Here is a 21,107-nt window from a genome sequence, read left to right as displayed (position 1 = left end):
TAAGGTTCTACCATGATCTCAACCTCATGCGAGGAAGAGGAATACCCACATGACCTGCTCGAATAGCATCAGCTACAAACCGTTCAGTCACCTAACCCGTCCACGGGAAGTGATTCGCCAGTTCACCCCCAACTGGTTCGCCGCCACCATGGGCACCGGCGTACTGGCGCTGGCCCTGGCCCAACTGCCGGTCAGCCTGCCCGGTGTACATGCCATCGCCGAAGGGCTGTGGTTGTTTACCATTGGCCTGTTTGTGGTGTTCAGCCTTTTGTACGCCGCCCGTTGGGTGATGTTTTTCCATGAGGCGCGGCGGATCTTCGGGCATTCCACCGTTTCGATGTTTTTTGGCACCATTCCCATGGGGCTGGCCACCATTCTCAATGGCCTGCTGCTGTTCGGCCTGCCACGCTGGGGCAGCGATGTGATACCGCTGGCCGAAGCCCTGTGGTGGCTGGACGTGGCCATGGCCCTGGCGTGTGGGGTGTTGATCCCGTTCATGATGTTCACCCGCCAGGAGCACAGCATCGACCAGATGACCGCCGTGTGGCTGTTGCCGGTGGTGGCTGCCGAGGTCGCCGCCGCCAGCGGTGGCCTGCTGGCTCCGCACCTGGTCGATGCCCATGCGCAGTTGGTGATGCTGGTGACCAGCTACGTGCTGTGGGCGTTTTCCCTGCCGGTGGCGTTCAGCATCCTGACCATCCTGATGCTGCGCATGGCCCTGCATAAACTGCCCCACGCCAATATGGCGGCGTCGAGTTGGCTGGCCCTTGGCCCCATCGGTACCGGTGCCCTGGGCATGTTGTTACTCGGCGGCGATGCGCCAGCGATCTTCGCGGCCAATGGTTTGCCGGGGGTCGGTGAAATAGCCAACGGGCTCGGCCTGGTGGCCGGCATTACCCTGTGGGGCTTCGGGTTGTGGTGGATGTTGATCGCCGTGCTGATCACCCTGCGTTACCTGCGCGCCGGCATTCCGTTCAACCTCGGTTGGTGGGGGTTTACCTTCCCGTTGGGGGTGTACGCCCTGGCTACGTTGAAACTGGCCAACCTGCTGCACCTGGGGTTCTTCCATGTCTTCGGCAGCGCGTTGGTGGTGGCATTGGCGCTGATGTGGCTGATCGTCGCCAAGCGCACCGTGCAGGGGGCCTATAAAGGTGAGCTTTTTGTTTCACCCTGTATTGCGGGACTAGCGAATAAGTAAGCCGGATTAGGTAAAGTCGTGGCCTGAATGCTTTTACAAAAAAACAGGCCACGCAGGAACACGGACGATGAGCCACCCCTCGCAATTCACCTTGCTGCGCACACGGCGCTTCCTGCCGTTTTTCATCACCCAGTTGCTGGGTGCCTTCAACGACAACATCTTCAAGCAATCGCTGATCCTCGCCATTCTCTACAAGCTGACCATCGACGGCGATCGCTCGATCTGGGTCAACCTGTGCGCATTGCTGTTTATCCTGCCGTTCTTCCTGTTCTCGGCGTTGGCCGGGCAGTTTGGCGAGAAATTCAACAAGGACGCGCTGATCCGTGCGATCAAGATCGGCGAAATCGTGATCATGGCCGTGGGCGCCACCGGCTTCCTGACCAACCACCTGGAGTTGATGCTGCTGGCGCTGTTCGCCATGGGCACCCACTCGGCACTGTTCGGCCCAGTGAAGTACTCGATCATGCCCCAGGCCTTGCACGAAGATGAGCTGGTGGGCGGCAACGGCCTGGTGGAAATGGGCACGTTCCTGGCGATCCTGGCGGGCACCATTGGCGCCGGCATCATGATGTCGTCCACCCATTACGCACCGGTGGTGTCGGTGGCGATTGTGGGCGTGGCGGTGCTGGGTTACTTGGCCAGCCGCAGCATTCCACGGGCGGCGGCGTCTACCCCGGGGCTGCGCCTGAACTGGAATATTTTCAGCGAATCCTGGGCCACCTTGCGCCTGGGCCTGGGGCAGACGCCAGCAGTGTCGCGCTCCATTGTCGGTAACTCGTGGTTCTGGTTTGTCGGCGCGATTTACCTCACGCAGATCCCGGCCTATGCCAAGGAATGGTTGTACGGCGACGAAACCGTGGTAACGCTGATCCTCACGGTGTTCTCGGTGGGTATCGCATTGGGTTCGATGCTCTGTGAAAAGCTCTCCGGGCGTAAGGTAGAAATCGGTCTGGTACCGTTTGGCTCGTTTGGCCTGACGGTGTTTGGCCTGCTGCTGTGGTGGCACTCCGGCGGCTTCCCGCAAAACGTGCAGGCCAATGACTGGCTGGCGGTGCTCAGCTATGGCCAGGCCTGGTGGGTGTTGCTGGATATCCTCGGCCTGGGCGTGTTTGGCGGCTTCTATATCGTGCCGCTGTACGCGCTGATCCAGTCGCGCACCGCCGAAAACGAGCGGGCGCGGGTGATCGCGGCCAACAATATTCTCAACGCCTTGTTCATGGTGGTGTCGGCCGTTGTGTCGATCCTGCTGCTCAGCGTGGCCAAGCTGTCGATCCCCGAGCTGTTCCTGGTGGTGTCGCTGCTCAACATCGCGGTGAACACCTACATCTTCAAGATCGTGCCCGAGTTCACCATGCGTTTCATGATCTGGCTGCTCAGCCATTCCATGTACCGCGTGGAGCATCGCAACCTGGAAGCTATCCCGGACGAAGGCCCGGCGTTGCTGGTGTGCAACCATGTGTCGTTTGTCGATGCGCTGTTGATTGGCGGCGCGGTGCGTCGGCCGATTCGCTTTGTCATGTACTACAAGATCTACCGTTTGCCGGTGCTGAATTTTATCTTCCGTACCGCCGGGGCGATTCCGATTGCGGGGCGTAACGAAGATATCCAGATCTACGAAAAGGCCTTCACCCGGATCGCCCAGTATCTGAACGAAGGGGAGTTGGTGTGCATCTTCCCGGAGGGCAAGCTGACCGCTGATGGCGAGATGAATGAGTTTCGCGGTGGCGTGACGCGGATTCTGGAGGAGACGCCGGTGCCGGTGATTCCGCTGGCGTTGCAGGGGTTGTGGGGGAGCTTTTTCAGTCGCGATCCGAACAAGGGGTTGTTTCACCGGATCTGGTCGCGGGTGGTGTTGGTGGCGGGGGAGCCGGTGTCAGAGCCGACGCCTGCAAGATTGCAGGAGGTTGTGGGTGGGTTGCGGGGGAGTGTCAGGTAGGTTTGTGTTGGATGTGCTGGCCTCTTCGCGAGCAAGCCCGCTCCCACATTTGGAATGCATTTCAAATGTGGGAGCGGGCTTGCTCGCGAAAGCGGTAGTGGCCTAAGCGCTGATCTTGAGCCCAATCAGCCCACAGATAATCAACGCCACACTCGCCAACCGAAACAACGCCATGGACTCCCCAAACAGGATAATCCCGGCAATCACGGTGCCCACGGCACCCACTCCGGTCCAGATGGCGTAGGCGGTGCCGAGCGGCAACTCCTTCATCGCCAGCCCCAGCAGGCCAAGGCTGACAGCCATGGCAGCAATCGTCAGGGCGGTGGGCAGCGGCTTGCTGAAACCGTCGGTGTACTTCAGGCCGACGGCCCAGCCAACTTCAAACAGCCCGGCAAAAAACAGAATGATCCAGGACATGATGACCCTCTCGACAGACGTGGGGTCGTCCCCGGATTAGGCGCTTGAGAGCGTCGCGAGGTCGTCCCCGCGAAGCTCGGTAGAGTGCCGAATAGTGATCGGGCGATCAAGTTTGCGGGGTGTTTTCCAGGATGCGGCGGTCTTCCTTTTCGCTCATGCGGCGGAAGTAAGTCGACAGCAATGCCCCGGAAATATTGTGCCAAACGCTGAACAACGCACTCGGCACCGCCGCCAGTGGTGAGAAGTGCGCACTGGCCAATGCGGCCCCCAGCCCGGAATTCTGCATGCCCACTTCCAGCGCCAGCGACTTGCGTTGCGCCAGTGGCAGCTTGAACACGCGGCCAGTGAAGTAGCCCAGCAAGTAGCCAAAGCTGTTGTGCAGCATCACCACGGCCATGATCAACAGGCCCGACTCGGCGATCTTCGCCTGGCTCGCTGCAACTACCGCGGCAACGATGATCACGATGCTCACCACCGACACCAGTGGCAACACGTCTACCGCATGGCGCACCCGCTCACCGAGTACACGCTGCGCGACCACGCCAAGGATGATCGGCAACAGCACCACTTGCAGGATCGACCAGAACAACTCCATGAACGATACCGGCAGCCACGCCGAAGCTAGCAGCCAGATCAGCGCTGGTGTGAGCAGCGGGGCGAGGAGGGTGGTGACGGCGGCGATGGCCACCGACAGCGCCAGGTCGCCACGGGCCAGCCAGGTCATGACGTTGGACGAGGTGCCGCTTGGGCAGCAACCGACCAGGATCACGCCGACGGCAATTTCCGGCGGCAGGTGGAAGGCCTGGCACAGCAACCAGGCCACGCCCGGCATAATCACAAAGTGCGCAACCACGCCCAGGGCCACGCGCCATGGGTGGCGGGCGACCTCGGCGAAATCATCAATCTTGAGGGTCAGTCCCATGCCGAACATCACCAGGCCCAGCAACGGCACGATGGCGGTTTTCAGGCCGATGAACCAGCTGGGTTCGAGGAACGCGAGCACCGCGAAAATCAGCACCCAGTAGGCGAAGGTGTTGCCGACGAAGCGGCTGAGTGCGGCGAGTGCGCGCATGGGATGTCCTTGTTATTAATTTCTAGAAGTGGAATGCAACCAAATGTGGGAGCGGGCTTGCTCGCGAATATGGTGTGTCAGTCGCCAGATGCACTGGCTGATATACCGCATTCGCGAGCAAGCCCGCTCCCACATTTTGATCCTCACATGGCTTAAATACCTTGTGGGGTCTCTTCACCGCCCAACGCTTCAACTAACGCCGGGATGAAATCGCCGAAGGTCAACATCATCAGGGTAAAGCTCGCATCCAACTGGCCCAGGGCTTCGTCGCCGCCGTCCTGTTCAGCCTGGTCTTGCAGCAGGTCTTCGAACTTCAGGCGCTTGACGGTCATCTTGTCGTCGAGCATGAAGGACAGCTTGTCCTGCCAGGCCAGGGACAATTGGGTCACGACTTTCCCGGTGGTCAGGTGCAGTTGGATCTCTTCGCCGGTCAGGTCCTGGCGCTTGCAACGCACGATGCCGCCGTCTTCGTGGGTGTCGCGCAGTTCGCATTCATCGAGCACGAAGAAGTCATCGGCCGGCTTCTGGGTAGTAACCCAATCGGTCATGATTGCAGTCGGTGCGGTTTTTACTGTGAGTGGGCGAACCGGCAGGGTGCCGATCACTTCACGCAGGGTGGACAGCAGGTCTTCGGCGCGTTTCGGGCTGGCCGAGTTCACCAGGATCAGACCTTGTTTCGGCGCGATGGCGGCAAAGGTCGACGAGCGACGGATAAAGGCGCGGGGCAGGAAGGCCTGGATGATTTCATCCTTGATCTGGTCGCGTTCCTTCTTATAGACCTTGCGCATTTGCTCGGCCTCGATTTCCTCGACTTTCTCTTTAAGCGCATCGCGCACCACGCTGCCCGGCAGGATGCGTTCTTCCTTGCGCGCGGCGATCAGCAGGAAGTCACCGCTGACGTGAACCAGGGGAGCGTCCTCACCTTTACCAAAAGGTGCGACGAAACCGTAAGTGGTCAACTCCTGGCTTGCACAAGGGCGCGCCAGTTTGGTGGCCATGGCCGCTTCCAACGCCTCGGCATCAACAGGCAGATCTTGGGTCAGGCGATAGATAAGCAGGTTCTTGAACCACATGGGGTGAGTCTCTCCTTTATACAAAGGGGGGCATTATTGTCTTGATAGCGTCCGAGGCCAACCCTGCCTAAGCCATTGGAAGGCCTCAAAAAAAAGATTTAAGAAAGTGCTTGCCAGACCTTGGGTCGCTCCGTAGAATGCGCGCCACACCGAGACGAAGGGTGATTAGCTCAGCTGGGAGAGCATCTGCCTTACAAGCAGAGGGTCGGCGGTTCGATCCCGTCATCACCCACCATTCGCCTCATGTGTTACGCGCAGCGGTAGTTCAGTCGGTTAGAATACCGGCCTGTCACGCCGGGGGTCGCGGGTTCGAGTCCCGTCCGCTGCGCCATATTCGGTAACCTGGAATGCTGAACGCCAGGTCACCACAGGAAGCCCGCTCATTGAGCGGGCTTTTTTTCGTCTGCAATTTTTGCAGGAACACGCTTGTTGTGGCGAGGGAGCTTGCTCCCGCTGGGTTTCGTAGCGGCCCCAAAATCTGGGGAGCGCTGCGCACTCCAGCGGGAGCAAGCTCCCTCGCCACAAGTTCTGTATGTTTAGAAATCCCAGCGTGTAGTGACCATAAAGTTGCGTGGCTCACCGTAGGCCGCGGAATTATAGAAGCCGATGTTGGTGTAGTAGGACTTATCGAAGAGGTTATTGACGTTCAACGTTGCCGACAGGTTTTTGCTGATCTGGTATTTGCTCATCAGGTCCACCAGCCAATAGGCCTCCTGGGAAAACTCCTCATAGCCGCCGCGCGGAGAGTTGTAGATGTCCTGCCAGCCCACGCTCTGCCAGCGCACGCCGCCGCCGACGGTCAACTTGTCCAGGTCGCCCTTGAGTTTGTAAGTGGTGTAGAGCTTGACCTGGTCTTCGGGTTCAAACGTGGAGATCTTCACGCCCTGGTCGTCGCGCACAATTTTGTGGGTGTAGCCGGCTTGCAGCTGCCAGCCCGGGGCGATCTCGCCGGACATCTCCAGCTCATAACCCTTGGTCACTGCCTTGCTACTTTTATAGGCGTAGTTGTTCGGTGTGGGTTTGAGGTTGTTGTACTCGTCGTCGGACAGTGCGCGATTGGACTCATGAATCTCAAAGTACGCCGCACTGGCGTTCACCCGGCCGTCGAGGAAGTCAGCCTTGAGCCCCACTTCCCAGTTCTGGCCTTCGTCCGGTTCAAGCAGTTTGTTGTCGCGGTCGCGGTTGTAGTTTTCCTGGGGCATAAATATGTCGGTGTAGCTGGCGTAGACCGCGTAGGTGTCGTTCAGGTCATAGACCGCACCGACGTAGGGCACAAAGCGCCCGGACTCCCGATAGTTGGGGTTGTAGCCGGTGACCTGGTAGTTGACCACGCGCCCGCCCAGTAACACTTTCAGGTCGTCGGCAAGGTTCAGTCGGGTGGTCAGGTAGGCGCCGGTCTGGCGTACGGTGTCGTCGATCAGCGATTGCGCCTTGCCCCAATCCGGCATCGAGGCGTGACCGTGCCAGTTATTGAAGTCGACGAGGTTGGGGTCCAGATTCCAGTAGCCTTTGCCGTTCCATTGCGACGCGCTGATCGAGCCGCCCAGCACCAACTCATGTTCGCGACCACCGAGGGTGTAGGGGCCGCTGACATACAGGTCGGCCGAATCGCTGACGGTTTCCCCGGTGTACTTGCCTGAGGTCAGTTGCGCGGTGCCATCCGGCTGCGGCTGGTCGCCCTGGATCGAGCCCATCACGGCGTGATAGCCATTGATCTTGTGGTCCAATTGCAGCTTGCCTACCCAGCCATTGCCCAGGTCATGTTCGAGCATGGCGAAGACGGTGCGGGTGTATTGCTCCCAGCTGCTCCATTCGGCAGCGTCGTTGAACGAGCGTTTTACGCTGTTGCGATTGCCCTGGGAGTTGATCAGCGGGAAGCTGCCCGACCAGGACGAGCCTTTAGGCAGGGTGTCCTGGTAATCGCCACCGACGGTGAGCAGCGTATCGGGCGACAGGTCGAATTCCATGATGCCGTAATACACCGGGCTCTGGCGCGAGTAGTGGTCCATGAACGAGTGCTTGTCCTGGTACGCCGCGACCGCCCGGCCGCGCACGTTGCCGCTGTCGGTCATTGGCCCGCTGACGTCCAGTTCGCTGCGGTAGTTGTCCCAGGAGCCGGCGCCGAGGGAGGCGTGGCCCTGGAAGTCCGCCGTGGGTTTCTTGCGCACCAGGTTGATGGTCGCACCCAGTGAGCCGGCGCCGGTGAGCAGGCCGGTAGCACCCTTGAGCACTTCGACGCGGTCATAGATCGCCATGTCGCTCAGGGTGTTGCCGGCCGAGTAGGCGACGTTGCGCGCCGTGGACGGGATACCGTCGTACTGGAAGTTGTTGATCGAGAAACCCCGGGCGTAATAGTTGCTGCGCTCGGTGTCGAAGGCCGAAACGGTGATGCCGGGCGTATGGCGCATCACGTCGTCGACGTTGTTCAGGCCGAAATCGTCCATGTGCTGGCGAGTCACTACCGACACGGATTGCGGCGTTTCCTTGGGCGTCAGCACCAAGCGCGTGGAAGTCGCGAGGGTGCCGGGCGTATAGGAACCGGTGCCTTCGGTGACATTACCCAATTGGTTGGCGCTGACTTGGGTCGGGCTCAGTTCCAGGGTGTCGCCGGTGGCGGCGGGGGCCGGTTGCAACGCATACACTTGGTCGCCTTTGACCGCGCGGTAGCCGCTGCCTTGCAGCAGTCTGTCGAAGCCGTCCTGGATGGCATAGTTGCCTTTCAGGCCTGGGCCCTTGAGGCCTTCGAGCTCGCGGGATTCAAACACGATTGCCACGCCTGCTTGCTGGGCAAACCGATTGAGCGAACTGCCCAGCGGCCCGGCGGGAATGTCGTACGTGTGGGCCGCGACACTGGCGGTATCTGCCTGGGCCAGTTGGGCTGCAAGCGTGGTGGCGGTCAGGATGGCCAGGGACAGCGGCGCGCTTTTCAGCAGGCGAAAGCGCCCGCGTGGCAAGGAAGGGGAGTGCATGGTGAAGGCGGTCCTTTATGTGTCGAATTATCTTCCTTGACGGGCAGCTCCGAAAAAACCGGAAGCAAATGCGAATAATTATTCATTGGGTGCCGAGGCGGGGTCTACAACGATCAGCCAAGGCGTAAACGTGCGCACTTTGATAGGCAGTGTTCGCGCCAGTAATTGCAGGGCATGATCGCTGTCATCCAGCGGGATCACCGCCGACACCCGAAGCTTTTGCAGCGCAGCCCGGTCGAAATGCAGCATGCCGGTGCGGTGCCGTGAGAGTTCATCCAGCACCTCGGACAGCGGCCGGTTATCCACCACCAGTTGGTGACGGCGCCAAGCTTCGTCGATGCTGGCCGGGTCGATACTGCCGGCCAAGTGCACGTCGTGCTCGCTGAGTACGGCGCGGGAGCCCGCAGCCACTTCCAGCGCCTGCCCGGCGTTTACGCTTTGCGCCGCCACGCGGGATTCAAGCATGGTCAGCACGGTGACATCGCCCTCACGCTTGACCACAAACCGCGTGCCCAATGCGCGCAAGGTGCCTTGAGGCGTCTGCACGATAAATGGCCGCGCGCTATCGTGGGCCACCTCCACCAGAATCTCCCCTTGCAGCAGTTCGATGCGGCGTTGTTGGCCATCGAAATGCAGGTTCGCTGCGCTGATACCGTTGAGGGTCAGCGTCGAGCCGTCCGCCAGGCGCAGGGTTTGCCATTGGCCAGGGCCGTTGCGCACATCCGCCATCCATTGTTGCGGATACGGGCTTACCAGCAACGCCGCCGCCGGAATCGCCAGGCTGCAAGCCAGTACCAGGGCGCGCACTGCGTTTTTGCGGCGGTGGGATTTCTGATGGGCAAACGCGGCGTTCAAGGCGGCCCGCGCCGGCGATTTTTTGCCGCGCAGGGCCTGCATCCGCGAAATCACGTCTTCCATGCGTGCGGCAGCGGCGGCGTAGTGCGGGCCTTGCTGCTTCCAGCACTCGAATGCCAGGCGTTGGGCTTCGCTTAGCTCTCCTTCGTGCAGGCGTAGCATCCATTCGGCGGCTTGTTCTTCGATGTCGGACACGGAGAGTCAGGTATCCACACTGTGGCCGCAGTGCATGAGCGCCTGGATCAAGTACTTGCGCACGGTGCGTTCCGACAGTTTGAGTTGCCTGGCGATTTGCAATTGAGTCATGTCTTCGAGGTAGTACAGCACGAACGCCTGGCGCGCATACTCATGCATGCCTTCGAGGATAAAGGCGATCTGCTCAAGGGCTTCGAGGGTGGTGTGGATCTGCTCCGGGGACTGGAAGCCTTCAAGTGCATCCACCGTCAGCGCCAATTCTTGCAGATAGGCCTGTTCGATGTGTTTGCGCCGGGCCTGGTCGATCAGCAGGCGTCGGGCCGTGGTGCTCAAGTACGCCCGGGGTTCGCGGATGGTCGCGACCGATTCGCGGGCATTGAGGATACGCGCGAAGGTGTCCTGCGCCAGGTCCGCAGCGTTCTGCCGACAGCCCAGCTTGCGCCGCAGCCAAGTCAGCAGCCAACTGTGATGCTCGCTATAGAGCAGGGCAATTTCGCGCTGGAAAGGAGGTTCACCCACAGACATTGGCGTGGCTCAGGCGTTATTGAGAATAGTTTTTAATTGTGGGGCCAAGCGTTGGATAAACGCAATAGACTCGCGTTTACGCAGGCCAAAGCCCGTATTTACGGGGCGTACACGCTCTTCGAGAAATTATTTTAAATAAATTGCATTTAAATCAAGACATTGCGGATTTTTGGTGTATGATGCCGCCCACACCGAAACGAAGGGTGATTAGCTCAGCTGGGAGAGCATCTGCCTTACAAGCAGAGGGTCGGCGGTTCGATCCCGTCATCACCCACCATTCGCTTCAAGTGTTACGCGCAGCGGTAGTTCAGTCGGTTAGAATACCGGCCTGTCACGCCGGGGGTCGCGGGTTCGAGTCCCGTCCGCTGCGCCATATTCGGTAACCTGGAATGCTGAACGCCAGGTCATCAAAGGAAGCCCGCTCATTGAGCGGGCTTTTTTTTGCCTGCGATTTGACCTCTCAACGCCTTGCCCTTGTGCACCGTATGTTCGCCCTGAGCTGTGCTGGTGCGTCATGCCGTGGCGGAATACCCCCATGCCCATTGGTCGATTGCGCCCCTTGCCGCTTAAACGGTTATCTATAGCCACGCGAAGACTTCCAGGCGGGCAATCGGCAGCAGGACGCTGCGTTGCCCCCTTTCTAACAATGGCCTTACGAGGCGATAAAAATAGTCTGCAAGGGGAACGGCTCTACATGAAATATCCATTGCGTCCGTTGGTGTTCTGGCCAACCTTTCTGATTCTGTTGGCGGCGGTGATCGCCAGTTACGTCGACCTCAATGCATTCCTTGCGGTCAGCAAACAGCTCAATAACCTGATCCTGAAAAACTTCTCCTGGCTGTTCAGCGCTGGTTCGTTTGCCATGGTGGTGCTGACCGCTATCGTCTACTTCTCGGCTTTGGGCAAGGTGCGTATCGGCGGCGAAGATGCCCAGCCGTTGCTGAGCAAATGGCGCTGGTTCATGGTGGCGCTGTGTACCACGCTGGCGGTGGGTGTGTTGTTCTGGACCACCGCCGAACCGCTCTATCACCTGTACGGCCCGCCCACCAGCCTGCCGATTGAAGCGGGCAGTTCGGCGGCCAAAAGCTTTGCGATGTCGACGATGTTCCTGCACTGGACCATCACCCCCTACGCGATCTACCTGGTGCCCTCCCTGGTCTTTGCGCTGGTGTTCTACAACCGCCGCAGTAACTTCTCCATCGGCGCCATGCTCGAACCGTTACTGGGTACGGCCAGAGTCAAGCGCTACGCCGGGCTGATCGACACCCTGGCGATGTTCGCCCTGGTGGCGGGCATGGCTTCGTCCCTGGGGACTGGTGCATTGACCTTGTCCGGTGGCCTGAGCCAGTACATCGGCGGTGAGACCACGCCGTTTCGCCTGGCCATCATCATCGCGATTATCGTCATCACCTTTGTCGCCTCGGCTGCCAGTGGCTTGCAGCGGGGCATTGTGATGCTGTCGTCGTTCAACACCTGGATCATGCTGGCCTTGGGGCTGTTCGTGCTGCTGTGCGGGCCGACCCTCTATATGTTCAGCCTGGGTGTCGAATCCCTCGGCGTGTACCTCGACACCTTCTTCAGCCGCAGCTTGTTCACCGGTGCTGCCAGTGGAGACACCTGGCCCCAGAGTTGGACAGTGTTCTACTGGTCTGTGTGGTTTGCCTGGGCGCCGGTAAGCGCGCTGTTCCTCGGCAAGATCGGCCGTGGCTACACCGTGCGTGAGTTCATCCACATCAACATGCTCTACCCGGCGCTGTTCACGGCGGTGTGGATCTGCATCTTCTCCGGCACCAGCCTGTACTTCGATGCGCTGGGGGATGGCAGCCTCAACCGCGTGCTGAACGAGCAGGGCGTGGAACACGTGCTGTACCAGATGTTCCAGCAACTGCCGGCCAGTGGCCTGATGATTGCGTTCCTGTTGTTTGTGGCGTTCATCTCGTTTGTCACGGCCGCCGACTCCAGTACCGACGTCATCGCCAACCTGTGCAGCAAAGGCGTGACCGCCGATTCCGACCTCGATGGCAACCCGCTGTTGAAGATCGTGTGGGGCGTGATCATCGGTACGGTGTCGTGGGTGATGGTGTCGTTTATCGGCATCGACGGGGTGAAGATGCTCTCCAACCTCGGTGGTTTGCCGGGAATGATCCTGGTGTTGCTGGCCAGTACCTCGCTGATCTTCTGGCTGAAAAATCCGGGCCTGCTGGAGGTGAAAAACCGTCAGCCAGCGACTGACCCGGACCTGGATACTGCCAGCCCCGTCGCGCAATACGCACGCTGAATCATTAAATCTGTGTGTCTCCTCACGCGCTCCCCACCGGGGCGCGGGGGAGTCGTTTGTTCGCAATAAATGTGTGGAGTTACCGATGGAAATCGTTACCGAGTTTGCCTACAAGGTCCGTGAAATCGAACACTGCCTGATCCCCCTCAAAGACGGTACCCAACTGGCCGCGCGCATCTGGCTGCCGGAAGTCGCCGGTTTGCAGGCTTTCCCGGCGATCCTGGAATACCTGCCGTACCGCAAGCGCGACGGTACTGCCGTGCGTGACGCGTTGACCCACCCGTGGATGGCAGGGCAGGGCTATGTGTGCGTGCGAGTGGACATGCGTGGCAACGGTGAATCCCAGGGGCTGATGGCCGATGAATACCTGTTGCAGGAGCAGGACGATGCTCTCGAAGTGATCGATTGGCTGTGCCAGCAACCCTGGTGCGACGGCAACGTCGGCATGATGGGCATCTCCTGGGGCGGCTTCAACGGCCTGCAAGTCGCAGCGCGCCAGCCCGAGGCGCTGAAGGCGATCATCACCCTGTGCTCCACCGACGACCGCTTTGCCGACGACATCCATTACAAAGGCGGCAACCTGCTGATGGAGAACTTTGGCTGGGCCGCGACCATGCTCAACTTCAGCGCTGCCGTGCCCGACCCGTTGTTGGTGGGTGACAGCTGGAAAGACCTGTGGCACCAACGCCTGGACGCCATGCCGCTGCTCGCCGAAACCTGGCTGCAACACCAGACCCGCGATGGCTACTGGCGTCACGGCTCGGTGTGCGAGGACTATTCGCAGATCAAGGCGGCGGTTTACGCGGTGGGCGGCTGGGGTGATGCCTACCGCAACACCGTCTCGCGGCTGATGGAAAACCTGCCGGGGCCGAAGAAGGCCATGATCGGCCCGTGGATTCACAAGTACCCGCACTTCGCTGTGCCCAATCCGGCCATCGGCTTTCTGCAAGAAGCTAAGCGCTGGTGGGATCACTGGCTTAAAGGCATCGATAACGGGGTGATGGACGACGCAGCCTGCACTTTTTACCTACAGGATGTTCTGCCGCCCAAAGGCAGTTACGCCGAGCGGCCAGGCATCTGGGTACAGACGGCGGGGTGGCCTGACCCGCAGGTGCAGTGGACCGATTTCAGCCTCGACGCGCACGGCCTGAACCCAGGTACAGAACCCCTGAACGCACCGCGCAGCATTTGCTCGCCACTGACCACCGGCCTGCACCAGGGTGAATACTGCGCTATCTGGTTCGGCCCCGACGGCCCGACGGACCAACGTCGTGATGACGCCAATTCGCTGTGCTTCGACTCTCAGCCACTGACCGAACCTCTCGCGCTGTTGGGCGATGCACGTCTTAAGTTGCGGTTGGCCAGCGACACCGCCTGCGGGCAATTGGTCGCGCGGCTGAATGCGATTGCGCCGGACGGCCAAGTTACGCAGATCAGTTACGGCGTGCTCAATCTCGCGCTTCGCGAAGACTTTTCCCGCGTAACACCCGTAGTCCCAGGTGAAGCAATGGACGTGCAGTTAAACCTCGACCACATTGGCATGCGCCTGCCGGCAGGCTACCGTTTACGCTTGGCCCTGAGCACGGCCAGTTTCCCGCTGTTGTGGCCGAGCCGCGAGTTGACCACCCTGACCCTGCTGCCGAGCCTGCAAAGCCTGCAACTGCCTGTGTTTACCGGTGAGGCGGTGGATTGCCCATTTGAAGCGCCGCAATCGGCGCCCCCAGTGAACCTGGAAGTGCTGCGCGCCGCCGCGCCGAAACGCACCTTGATCGAAGATGTGGGCAGTGGCGAAGTCTGCGTGAAGATCGAAGACGACCTGGGCTCGGTGCGTTTTACCGATCATGGCCTTGAGGTAGACCAGCGTTGTACCGAGCAATATCGCACCTTGCCTTGGGATCCGTTGTCGACCCGCGCCGACATCCAGTGGAACTACCACGTGTCCCGTGGCGTGTGGGTAGTCGAGGTGGAAAGCTGCCTGAGTGTGTATGCCGACGCTGAGTGGTTCTATGTCGAAGCCGAGCAAACCGCCTGGGAAAATGGCCAGCTGGAACGCCGCCGCCAGTGGAGCAAACGCGTGGCCAGGGTCGCGCTATGAGTGAGCAACTGGCAGGATGCCTGCCAAGGTGATCTCTGCGGGCCTGGGGCAACCTGGGCCTGTATCTGCTATTGGAATATTTCATGTCGCGCCGAAACGTCGATCTGCCACCGCTCAACTGCCTGCAAACCTTTGAAGCGGCGGCCCGCCATTTGAGCTTTACCCAGGCCGCCCATGAACTGAACCTGACCCAAAGCGCGGTCAGCCGCCAGGTCAAGCGCCTGGAAGAAGACTTGGCGCGCCCGCTGTTTTATCGGCTGGCCCAGGGCCTGAGCCTCACGCCGGCCGGGGTGCGTTACTTTCGCACCATCCAGCGCCTGCTGCGTGAACTCGACCGCGAGTCTGCCGAGTTGCGCCGTCGCGGAGCCGATCGCCAATTGACCCTGGCCAGCACGCCCACCATCAGTTCTATCTGGCTGGCTGGGCTGCTGCCGGATTTCCAGCGCGAACACCCGGACCTGGACATTCGCATCCTGTGCAGCGAAAGCCCCCGCCACCTGGATGTGAGCGAATATGACTTGGGCCTGTTCTACCACCTCGACGAACTGCCCCCGCCCCATGGCCTGGAGTTGTCGCCGGTGTTCGACAGCGAGCAGGTCATTACCGTGTGCAGCCCAAGCTACATCGAGCGTCACGGCCCGATTCACGACGTGCAACACCTGTTGCATGGCCACACGTTGTTGATCGTGGAAGACCACTACCACGACTGGCTGACCTGGACCGACTGGTTCGCCGACGCCGACGCGCATTACCACAGCCCGCGTCATGCGCTGCGTACCAACAGCTATCAACTGCTGATGCAGTCGGCGGTCATGGGCCACGGTGTTGCACTCGGCTGGAAGAGTTTGCTGCAGGGCGAACTGGATGCCGGGCGCCTGCAAATGGCCTTGCCCCACACCATGCACAGCCGAGGCCGCCTGCACCTGATGCAACCCCTTCACCGCAACCCGCCCTCGGCGGCACGCAGTTTTCGCCACTGGCTGCTGGCCCATGCCGGCCGCATGAACAACCCTCTTTGAGCCACCATGAACCTGACTTTCCTGACCTTTCCCGCGCTGTACAGCGCGACCATTCTGATGCTCACCGGCAACGGCTTGTTTTTCAGTTTTATCGGCCTGCGCCTGAGCAGCCAGGGCATCAATGAGCTGTGGATCGGCGCGCTGACGGCGGCGTACTACGGTGGCATGGTCTGTGGCGCCAAGTTCGGCCATCGCATGATCGCCGGGGTGGGGCATGTGCGCTCGTATGTGGCCTGTGCTGGCGCGGCCACTATCATCGTGTTGCTGCATGTGCTGTTCGAGCAGTTGGAGTTCTGGTTGGCGCTGCGTTTTGTGATGGGGTTGGTGATGATGAACCAGTACATGGTCATCGAAAGCTGGCTCAACGAGCAGGCGGAAAACAACCAGCGTGGCGCGGTGTTTGCCGGTTACATGGTGGCGGTGTCCTTGGGCTTGATGCTGGGGCAGGGCGTGTTGATCTGGCGCCCGGAGCTGGACTTCAAACCGCTGATTATCGTTGCAATCTGCTTCGCCGCCTGCCTGCTGCCGGTGACCATGACCAAGCGTCTGCACCCGGCCAAACTGGTGGCGGCACCCCTGGAGATCGGATTCTTTTGGCAGCGCGTGCCCCAGGCGTTGACCACGGTATTTGTCACCGGCCTGATGATTGGCGCGTTCTACGCGTTGGCCCCGGTATTCGCCACGCGCAATGGCTTGAGCACCGCCCAGGCCAGTACTTTTGTTGCGGTGTCGATCTTCGCCGGGCTGTGTGGCCAGTGGCCGATTGGTTGGTTGTCTGACCGCATCGACCGCTCCCGCCTGATTCGCGGCTGTGCCTTGGCCTTGGGGCTGTTGGTGATTCCGTTGTGGGGGCTGGTGCAACTGCCGTACGTGTTGTTGCTGGTGTTCGGCTTTCTCAGCGGCGCGCTGCTGTTCACCCTGTATCCGTTGGCGGTGGCGCTGGCCAATGACAACGTTGAACAACCCCGGCGTGTGCCGTTGAGCGCGATGATGCTCGCCACCCATGGCATCGGCGCGAGCCTGGGGCCGATGCTCAGCGGCGCGTTGATGAACAGCTACGGCCACGGCGCCTTCTACATGCTGTTTTCAGCTTGCGCGTTGCTGCTGATCTGGCGTGTGCAGCCCAAGCATGTCACCGGCGAATACCTGGTCGACGGCGCGCCATTGCACCACGTGGCCATGCCAGAGCACCCGATGGGTGCCATGGCCGCGGTACTTGACCCACGGGTGGACGAAATCCCCGAGGAGCTGGTGATCACCGACCCGGCGCCCGAGCCGAAGGTGTGATCACCGGCTAAGGCGCGTTGCGGCTGTGACGGTAATCACTGACCGCTTCGTACACCGCCTTGCGCAAGCGGTTGATGCCGCCGATGGGGCGGTGCTCCGCTACGCCGAACCACGGGTTGAACGATTGGTTGTCACACGCCAGGTTCTGCTGCGGGGTGTCAAAATCCTGCGCGGGGATTTTCACCTTGGCCACGGTTTCAAACGGCGCGTCGTTCTCTTTCCATTCGATGCTGGTGTCTTCGATCGGCATGAATTTCTGCGGGTTCTGCCGCTGGATCTGCAGCACAAAACACGCCGGCACGCGGTCGGTGGACAACTGCTGGTTCAGGGCGCTGCGCAGGAAGTTCGGCAGGTCCTGGTTCTGTTTGGGCAGTGCGTATTCCGGGCAGCTTTGTGGGTCGGGGGCCACACGGAACTTGGCATTGGCCGCGCCGAACTTGTAGGGCGATACCGAAAAGTATGTGGTCTGCGTCGGGCTGGCTGGTGCGGGCGCCAGGGTCGCCAGGGCGATAAACAAGTGACGCACTTGCCAGCTGCGTGGGTCGACCTTGGGGAAGAACGCCAGCACCTTCTTGCCGTCCGCTTGTGCGCCGATGTTCTGCGCGTATTCCGCTACATCGCTGACAAAGAAGTTCGGGTGGCTGAACATCACAAAGTCCTGCTCCGTGCGCGCCTGCTGGTCAGCCAGCAGTTGCTTGCCGGGCACGTCCAGCAGCTTGAGCGCCATGCCCCGGGCATCGCGGATGCTGTCGAACTGCGGGTAGGCGTTGCCGTTGGACAGCCGCATCATCGCCTGCCAGGTCTTGCCCGGCTCGGCGAACACACCCTGGCGCAATGCCGGGTCTAGATCGGCCAGCACGCTGACTTCGGCTTTAACGCAGCCATGGGCCTTGGCATGGGCATCACGCAGGTAGCGGGTACCTTCGCGGTGCTGGTCAACAATGCGCACCGCCGTCTGGATGATGCCTTGGGTCATTGCTGCTTCGCCCGGCGGGATCTGTTCATTGGGCGACACCGGGCCGCTGTGCTGCCAGGCGTACCAGGCCGTAGCGGCCAGCCAACCGAGCAGGCCCAGGCCCACCAGCCACAGCAGGGTCTTGCCGATAAATGCACCGATGCGCAGCCATAGGCGCGCGAGCAGGGAAGGTCGGTCGTAAGGGGATCGAATCATCATGGCAGTTGTTGCTCCAGCGGGCCGCCCAGCACTTTGAGGTATTCCAGCAGCGCCCAGCGTTCCTGCGGCAGCAGGCCACGGCCGATCACGCCGTTGCCACGACTGCCTGCACGAAATTCGTGACCGCTGTTGTGGTTGCCGGTGATTGTGGTGTCGAACAGGAAGGCATTCTTGAACGCGCCGGTTTCGAAGCCCAGGTGGCGCGGGTCGTAGTTGAAGGTGCCTTTATAGAAGGTGGTGCTGCGCTCGTCCTGGGGCGAGAGCAATTGGTAGATCGTCGGCACCGAGCCGTTATGCAAGAACGGCGGGGTGGCCCATACGCCAGCCAGGGGCCGTGCCTTGTAGGCGCGCAATTCGCGCACGCCGATGGGCAGGCCGTAGCCGTCCAGGCGCGGGCGCTCGGCCGGGGTGACGCCAGCGGCGCGGTAGGCGTGGTCTTCGACGAAGGCGGTGACGTAGGCGAGGCCCTTGGCCACCGACATTTTCTTCAGGTCCAACGGCTCGGTGGGTGTGGGGTGCAGTTCGACGTTGAGCTTGGCCAGTTCCGCCGGGTCCCATTGCAGGGCGCTGAGGTCGTAGCGTTGGTCGGCGATGTTGCTGGCGGTGCCAGGGTCGGTGCCGATGGAGTCCACCGGCAGCATTTTCAGCTGTTGCACCGGGCGGCCGTTTTCCAGGGTGACCGTGGGCACATGGCAGCCGGCGCAGTTTTCAGCGAACAGCGCACGGCCCTGGGCGGCAAGGGGTTTGTCGATGGCGCCGAACAGGTCCTCCGGCCAGGTAGGCGGCTTGAGGCGTTGCAGGGTTTCTTCGATCAAGTTGAGGTCGCGCACCCGCACGCTGGAGGGGTAGCGTGCGTCGCCCTGCAGGGGCTGGCCGGCGCTGTCGAAGAAGGTCAGTGTGGCGCCTACACCCAGGGCTTCGCCGATATTGCGGGCCATGGGCTGCTGGGCCGAGCCGTTCCATTGCACCCAGTCGAAAGTCCAGATATCCCACAGCTGCGGGTAGTCCACTGGCGCATTGGCCACGCGATAGTTGTCCGGGGAAATGGCGTCGCCAAAGCTGGCGTTGGCAATCCGCCCGAACGCGTCGGTGCGGCCAGGGCCTTCCTCGGTGGGGTAGAGGCCGCGGTGGGTGTCGTTCCACGCGACCTTGAGGAAGGTGTTCAGCGACTGCTTGAAGTCCTGGCGCAGTTGGCTGTGCTGGGCGTCGTACTGATCACCCAATACCTGGCGGGCGAAGCGTTCGAATTTCCACGGGTTGTAATAGGTGGCCGCGAGACTGGCGACGAGGGCCTGGCCAAAGCTACCGCCACGCAAGGTGGGTACGCTGGACGGCAGCACGTGCTGGGCCGAGCCGCCGTCGATGCGCAGGGCCTGGCCTTTGAAGTGCAACTCACCGGTGTGGCAGGCTGCGCAGGTGATATCCAGGTACTCGACGTTGCTGTCGGCGTTCTTGTGGCGGGCGAAGCCCACGGGCAGGTTGCCGGGGTTTTGCGCGGTGGGTACTTGCTTGGGGTCCACCAGGAAACCAAAGCGTGCCAGGTACTCCGGTGTGGCAAAGCGTTGCTCGGAAAACGGCAGTTCCAGGGCGGTGAACCAGTCGTAGTGCAGGCCTTTTACCTGGGTGCCCTGGGGCGTGAAGTAGTAGGTCTGGCGGTCGGCGGCACTCCATTGGTCTTGGTAGTGCACCTGGTCCACGGGCAGGTAGTCCGGCAGCTTGGGGTTAAGAATGTAATAGATCACCACGGCCAGGGCGATGCCTGCCAGCGTGATTATCAGGAGCAATACACGGGAAAAAATGCGCAAGATAACTATCCTTGTCGAGTTGTAGCGCTGTTATGCCACCACGCCACGGGTGCGGCAAGTGGCCATGAGCGCTGTCAGGGGCTGTCCCACGATCCATCGTGGGCCCTCATCATGAATGAAAATGCTTTTAAACACGTGAACTTATCAGAAGTTTCCTGCTCAGATGCCGGTAGCCATTGGTCGTGGCCGCCTGATAAGCTCGCGACTTTATTCGATTGCCCTTTTGGCGCATGAACAAGGAAATAGCATGAAACAGCATCGGTTGGCGGCGGCGGTGGCCCTGGTTAGCCTGGTACTTGCGGGTTGTGATTCGCAGACCAGCGTAGAGCTGAAAACCCCGGCGCAAAAAGCTTCCTACGGCATCGGCCTGAACATGGGCAAGAGCCTTGCCCAAGAAGGCATGGATGACCTGGATTCCAAAGCAGTAGCCCAAGGCATCGAAGATGCCGTCGGCAAAAAAGAGCAGAAGCTCAAAGACGACGAACTGGTTGAAGCGTTTGCCGCACTGCAAAAACGTGCTGAAGAACGCATGACCAAAATGAGCGAAGAGTCGGCAACTGCCGGCAAGAAATTCCTCGAAGACAACGCCAAGAAAGACGGCGTCGTCACCACCGCTTCCGGTCTGCAGTACAAGATCACCAAGAAAGCCGATGGCGCCCAGCCTAAGCCGACTGACGTGGTGACTGTGCACTACACCGGCAAGCTCACCAACGGTACTACCTTTGACAGCTCCGTGGATCGCGGTAGCCCGATTGACCTGCCGGTCAGCGGTGTGATCCCAGGTTGGGTCGAAGGCCTGCAACTGATGCACGTCGGCGAGAAGGTCGAGCTGTACATTCCTTCCGACCTGGCCTACGGCGCACAGAGCCCGAGCCCGGCGATTCCAGCCAACTCCGTACTGGTCTTCGACCTGGAGTTGCTGGCCATCAAGGACCCAGCCAAGGCTGACGCTCCTGATGCACCGGAAGCACCTGCCAAGAAGTAAGCAGCACTTGTACACACAACGCCCCGTCTCGACGGGGCGTTGTTGTTTCTGCCTTTTGCTGACTGCTTTGAATGTGGGAGGGAGGGCGTGTCAGTTGGCAAGTTTGTCGCTGACCCACCGCAATCGGGGGCAAGCTGAACTGGCCTAATGAATTTGGACACATCAATAGGGCGCTATGATGGCGCCCAAACCCGAGGTGTGCAGATGATGCGAAAGTCCTATTC

15 protein-coding genes and 4 tRNA genes are annotated in these 21,107 nt (G+C 60.7%); 11 read left to right on the top strand and 8 right to left on the bottom strand.

The window, feature by feature from the left end; all coding sequences use genetic code 11:
* The first annotated feature begins 49 nt into the window (after positions 1-49).
* Positions 50-1,198, top strand: coding sequence for a TDT family transporter (locus ACLD1Y_RS05025; protein ID WP_429476030.1), 1,149 nt, complete (start codon positions 50-52; stop codon positions 1,196-1,198).
* Between the two features lie 67 nt (positions 1,199-1,265).
* On the top strand, positions 1,266-3,134 hold the full coding sequence (locus ACLD1Y_RS05020) for an MFS transporter (RefSeq protein ID WP_429476028.1): 1,869 nt from the start codon (positions 1,266-1,268) through the stop codon (positions 3,132-3,134).
* Between the two features lie 102 nt (positions 3,135-3,236).
* On the opposite strand, the gene sugE is transcribed toward ACLD1Y_RS05020, so the two are convergent.
* The 3 genes from sugE to rdgC all read right to left on the bottom strand — a co-directional run bounded on the left by sugE (position 3,237) and on the right by rdgC (position 5,696).
* Positions 3,237-3,551 (bottom strand): quaternary ammonium compound efflux SMR transporter SugE, encoded by a 315-nt coding sequence (sugE, locus tag ACLD1Y_RS05015; RefSeq protein WP_003190128.1) that lies wholly within the window; start codon positions 3,549-3,551, stop codon positions 3,237-3,239.
* A 106-nt stretch (positions 3,552-3,657) separates the two neighbouring features.
* Complete coding sequence (locus ACLD1Y_RS05010; RefSeq protein ID WP_429476025.1) at positions 3,658-4,623, bottom strand: bile acid:sodium symporter family protein; 966 nt, start codon at positions 4,621-4,623, stop codon at positions 3,658-3,660.
* 152 nt (positions 4,624-4,775) lie between these two features.
* On the bottom strand, positions 4,776-5,696 hold the full coding sequence (gene rdgC, locus ACLD1Y_RS05005; protein ID WP_010211632.1) for a recombination-associated protein RdgC: 921 nt from the start codon (positions 5,694-5,696) through the stop codon (positions 4,776-4,778).
* 159 nt (positions 5,697-5,855) lie between these two features.
* On the opposite strand from rdgC, the gene ACLD1Y_RS05000 reads away from it, so the two are divergent.
* Together ACLD1Y_RS05000 and ACLD1Y_RS04995 are read left to right on the top strand one after the other, a co-directional pair.
* Positions 5,856-5,931 (top strand) — tRNA-Val (locus tag ACLD1Y_RS05000).
* Positions 5,932-5,950: 19 nt separating this feature from the next.
* Positions 5,951-6,027 (top strand) — tRNA-Asp (locus ACLD1Y_RS04995).
* A 205-nt stretch (positions 6,028-6,232) separates the two neighbouring features.
* Here ACLD1Y_RS04995 and ACLD1Y_RS04990 read toward each other — a convergent pair.
* The 3 genes from ACLD1Y_RS04990 to ACLD1Y_RS04980 all read right to left on the bottom strand — a co-directional run bounded on the left by ACLD1Y_RS04990 (position 6,233) and on the right by ACLD1Y_RS04980 (position 10,240).
* A complete protein-coding gene (locus ACLD1Y_RS04990) occupies positions 6,233-8,665 on the bottom strand; it encodes a TonB-dependent siderophore receptor (protein WP_429476023.1) in 2,433 nt (810 codons plus the stop codon).
* Positions 8,666-8,743: 78 nt separating this feature from the next.
* Positions 8,744-9,715 (bottom strand): FecR family protein, encoded by a 972-nt coding sequence (locus tag ACLD1Y_RS04985; RefSeq protein WP_429476022.1) that lies wholly within the window; start codon positions 9,713-9,715, stop codon positions 8,744-8,746.
* 6 nt (positions 9,716-9,721) lie between these two features.
* A complete protein-coding gene (locus tag ACLD1Y_RS04980; protein ID WP_429476020.1) occupies positions 9,722-10,240 on the bottom strand; it encodes a sigma-70 family RNA polymerase sigma factor in 519 nt (172 codons plus the stop codon).
* Between the two features lie 201 nt (positions 10,241-10,441).
* Here ACLD1Y_RS04980 and ACLD1Y_RS04975 point away from each other — a divergent pair.
* The 6 genes from ACLD1Y_RS04975 (at position 10,442) to ACLD1Y_RS04950 (ending at position 16,919) form a co-directional block, all read left to right on the top strand.
* Positions 10,442-10,517 (top strand) — tRNA-Val (locus ACLD1Y_RS04975).
* Between the two features lie 19 nt (positions 10,518-10,536).
* Positions 10,537-10,613, top strand: a tRNA-Asp gene (locus ACLD1Y_RS04970).
* A gap of 321 nt (positions 10,614-10,934) precedes the next feature.
* Entirely contained in the window at positions 10,935-12,518 is a 1,584-nt protein-coding gene (locus tag ACLD1Y_RS04965) for a BCCT family transporter (protein ID WP_429476018.1), read from the top strand.
* An 85-nt stretch (positions 12,519-12,603) separates the two neighbouring features.
* Complete coding sequence (locus tag ACLD1Y_RS04960) at positions 12,604-14,613, top strand: CocE/NonD family hydrolase (protein ID WP_429476016.1); 2,010 nt, start codon at positions 12,604-12,606, stop codon at positions 14,611-14,613.
* A gap of 83 nt (positions 14,614-14,696) precedes the next feature.
* A complete protein-coding gene (locus ACLD1Y_RS04955; RefSeq protein WP_429476014.1) occupies positions 14,697-15,632 on the top strand; it encodes a LysR substrate-binding domain-containing protein in 936 nt (311 codons plus the stop codon).
* Positions 15,633-15,638: 6 nt separating this feature from the next.
* The gene (locus tag ACLD1Y_RS04950; RefSeq protein WP_429476012.1) at positions 15,639-16,919 is read left to right on the top strand and encodes an MFS transporter; all 1,281 of its coding nucleotides are present in this window, start codon (positions 15,639-15,641) and stop codon (positions 16,917-16,919) included.
* A 7-nt stretch (positions 16,920-16,926) separates the two neighbouring features.
* On the opposite strand, the gene ACLD1Y_RS04945 is transcribed toward ACLD1Y_RS04950, so the two are convergent.
* Both ACLD1Y_RS04945 and ACLD1Y_RS04940 read right to left on the bottom strand, forming a co-directional pair.
* Positions 16,927-18,093: a catalase family protein gene (locus ACLD1Y_RS04945; protein WP_429476010.1), complete on the bottom strand. Its 1,167-nt coding sequence runs from the start codon at positions 18,091-18,093 to the stop codon at positions 16,927-16,929.
* Entirely contained in the window at positions 18,090-19,898 is a 1,809-nt protein-coding gene (locus ACLD1Y_RS04940; RefSeq protein WP_429476008.1) for a di-heme-cytochrome C peroxidase, read from the bottom strand. Before ACLD1Y_RS04940 ends, ACLD1Y_RS04945 begins: the two co-directional genes overlap by 4 nt.
* Positions 19,899-20,145: 247 nt before the next feature.
* Between ACLD1Y_RS04940 and ACLD1Y_RS04935 the strand changes: the two genes are divergently transcribed.
* Positions 20,146-20,883 carry an FKBP-type peptidyl-prolyl cis-trans isomerase gene (locus ACLD1Y_RS04935; RefSeq protein WP_429476006.1) on the top strand — a complete coding sequence of 246 codons (738 nt, stop codon included), beginning with the start codon at positions 20,146-20,148 and terminating at the stop codon, positions 20,881-20,883.
* Positions 20,884-21,107: the final 224 nt, after the last annotated feature.

It is taken from the genome of Pseudomonas sp. 18175 (assembly GCF_050432925.1).
Lineage (GTDB): Bacteria > Pseudomonadota > Gammaproteobacteria > Pseudomonadales > Pseudomonadaceae > Aquipseudomonas.
The sequence above is the reverse complement of the archived record's forward strand: the minus strand, read 5'-3'. Positions and strand labels throughout refer to the sequence as shown.

Bases quoted from the DNA above. Each gene is read 5' to 3' on its own strand.
- ACLD1Y_RS04935 (WP_429476006.1), top strand. From the start codon at position 20,146: ATGAAACAGCATCGGTTGGCGGCGGCGGTGGCCCTGGTTAGCCTGGTA.
- ACLD1Y_RS04990 (WP_429476023.1), bottom strand. From the start codon at position 8,665: ATGCACTCCCCTTCCTTGCCACGCGGGCGCTTTCGCCTGCTGAAAAGC.
- rdgC (WP_010211632.1), bottom strand. From the start codon at position 5,696: ATGTGGTTCAAGAACCTGCTTATCTATCGCCTGACCCAAGATCTGCCT.
- ACLD1Y_RS04965 (WP_429476018.1), top strand. From the start codon at position 10,935: ATGAAATATCCATTGCGTCCGTTGGTGTTCTGGCCAACCTTTCTGATT.
- ACLD1Y_RS04980 (WP_429476020.1), bottom strand. From the start codon at position 10,240: ATGTCTGTGGGTGAACCTCCTTTCCAGCGCGAAATTGCCCTGCTCTAT.
- ACLD1Y_RS04955 (WP_429476014.1), top strand. From the start codon at position 14,697: ATGTCGCGCCGAAACGTCGATCTGCCACCGCTCAACTGCCTGCAAACC.
- ACLD1Y_RS05020 (WP_429476028.1), top strand. From the start codon at position 1,266: ATGAGCCACCCCTCGCAATTCACCTTGCTGCGCACACGGCGCTTCCTG.
- ACLD1Y_RS05025 (WP_429476030.1), top strand. From the start codon at position 50: ATGACCTGCTCGAATAGCATCAGCTACAAACCGTTCAGTCACCTAACC.
- ACLD1Y_RS04950 (WP_429476012.1), top strand. From the start codon at position 15,639: ATGAACCTGACTTTCCTGACCTTTCCCGCGCTGTACAGCGCGACCATT.
- ACLD1Y_RS05010 (WP_429476025.1), bottom strand. From the start codon at position 4,623: ATGCGCGCACTCGCCGCACTCAGCCGCTTCGTCGGCAACACCTTCGCC.
- ACLD1Y_RS04960 (WP_429476016.1), top strand. From the start codon at position 12,604: ATGGAAATCGTTACCGAGTTTGCCTACAAGGTCCGTGAAATCGAACAC.
- ACLD1Y_RS04945 (WP_429476010.1), bottom strand. From the start codon at position 18,093: ATGATGATTCGATCCCCTTACGACCGACCTTCCCTGCTCGCGCGCCTA.
- sugE (WP_003190128.1), bottom strand. From the start codon at position 3,551: ATGTCCTGGATCATTCTGTTTTTTGCCGGGCTGTTTGAAGTTGGCTGG.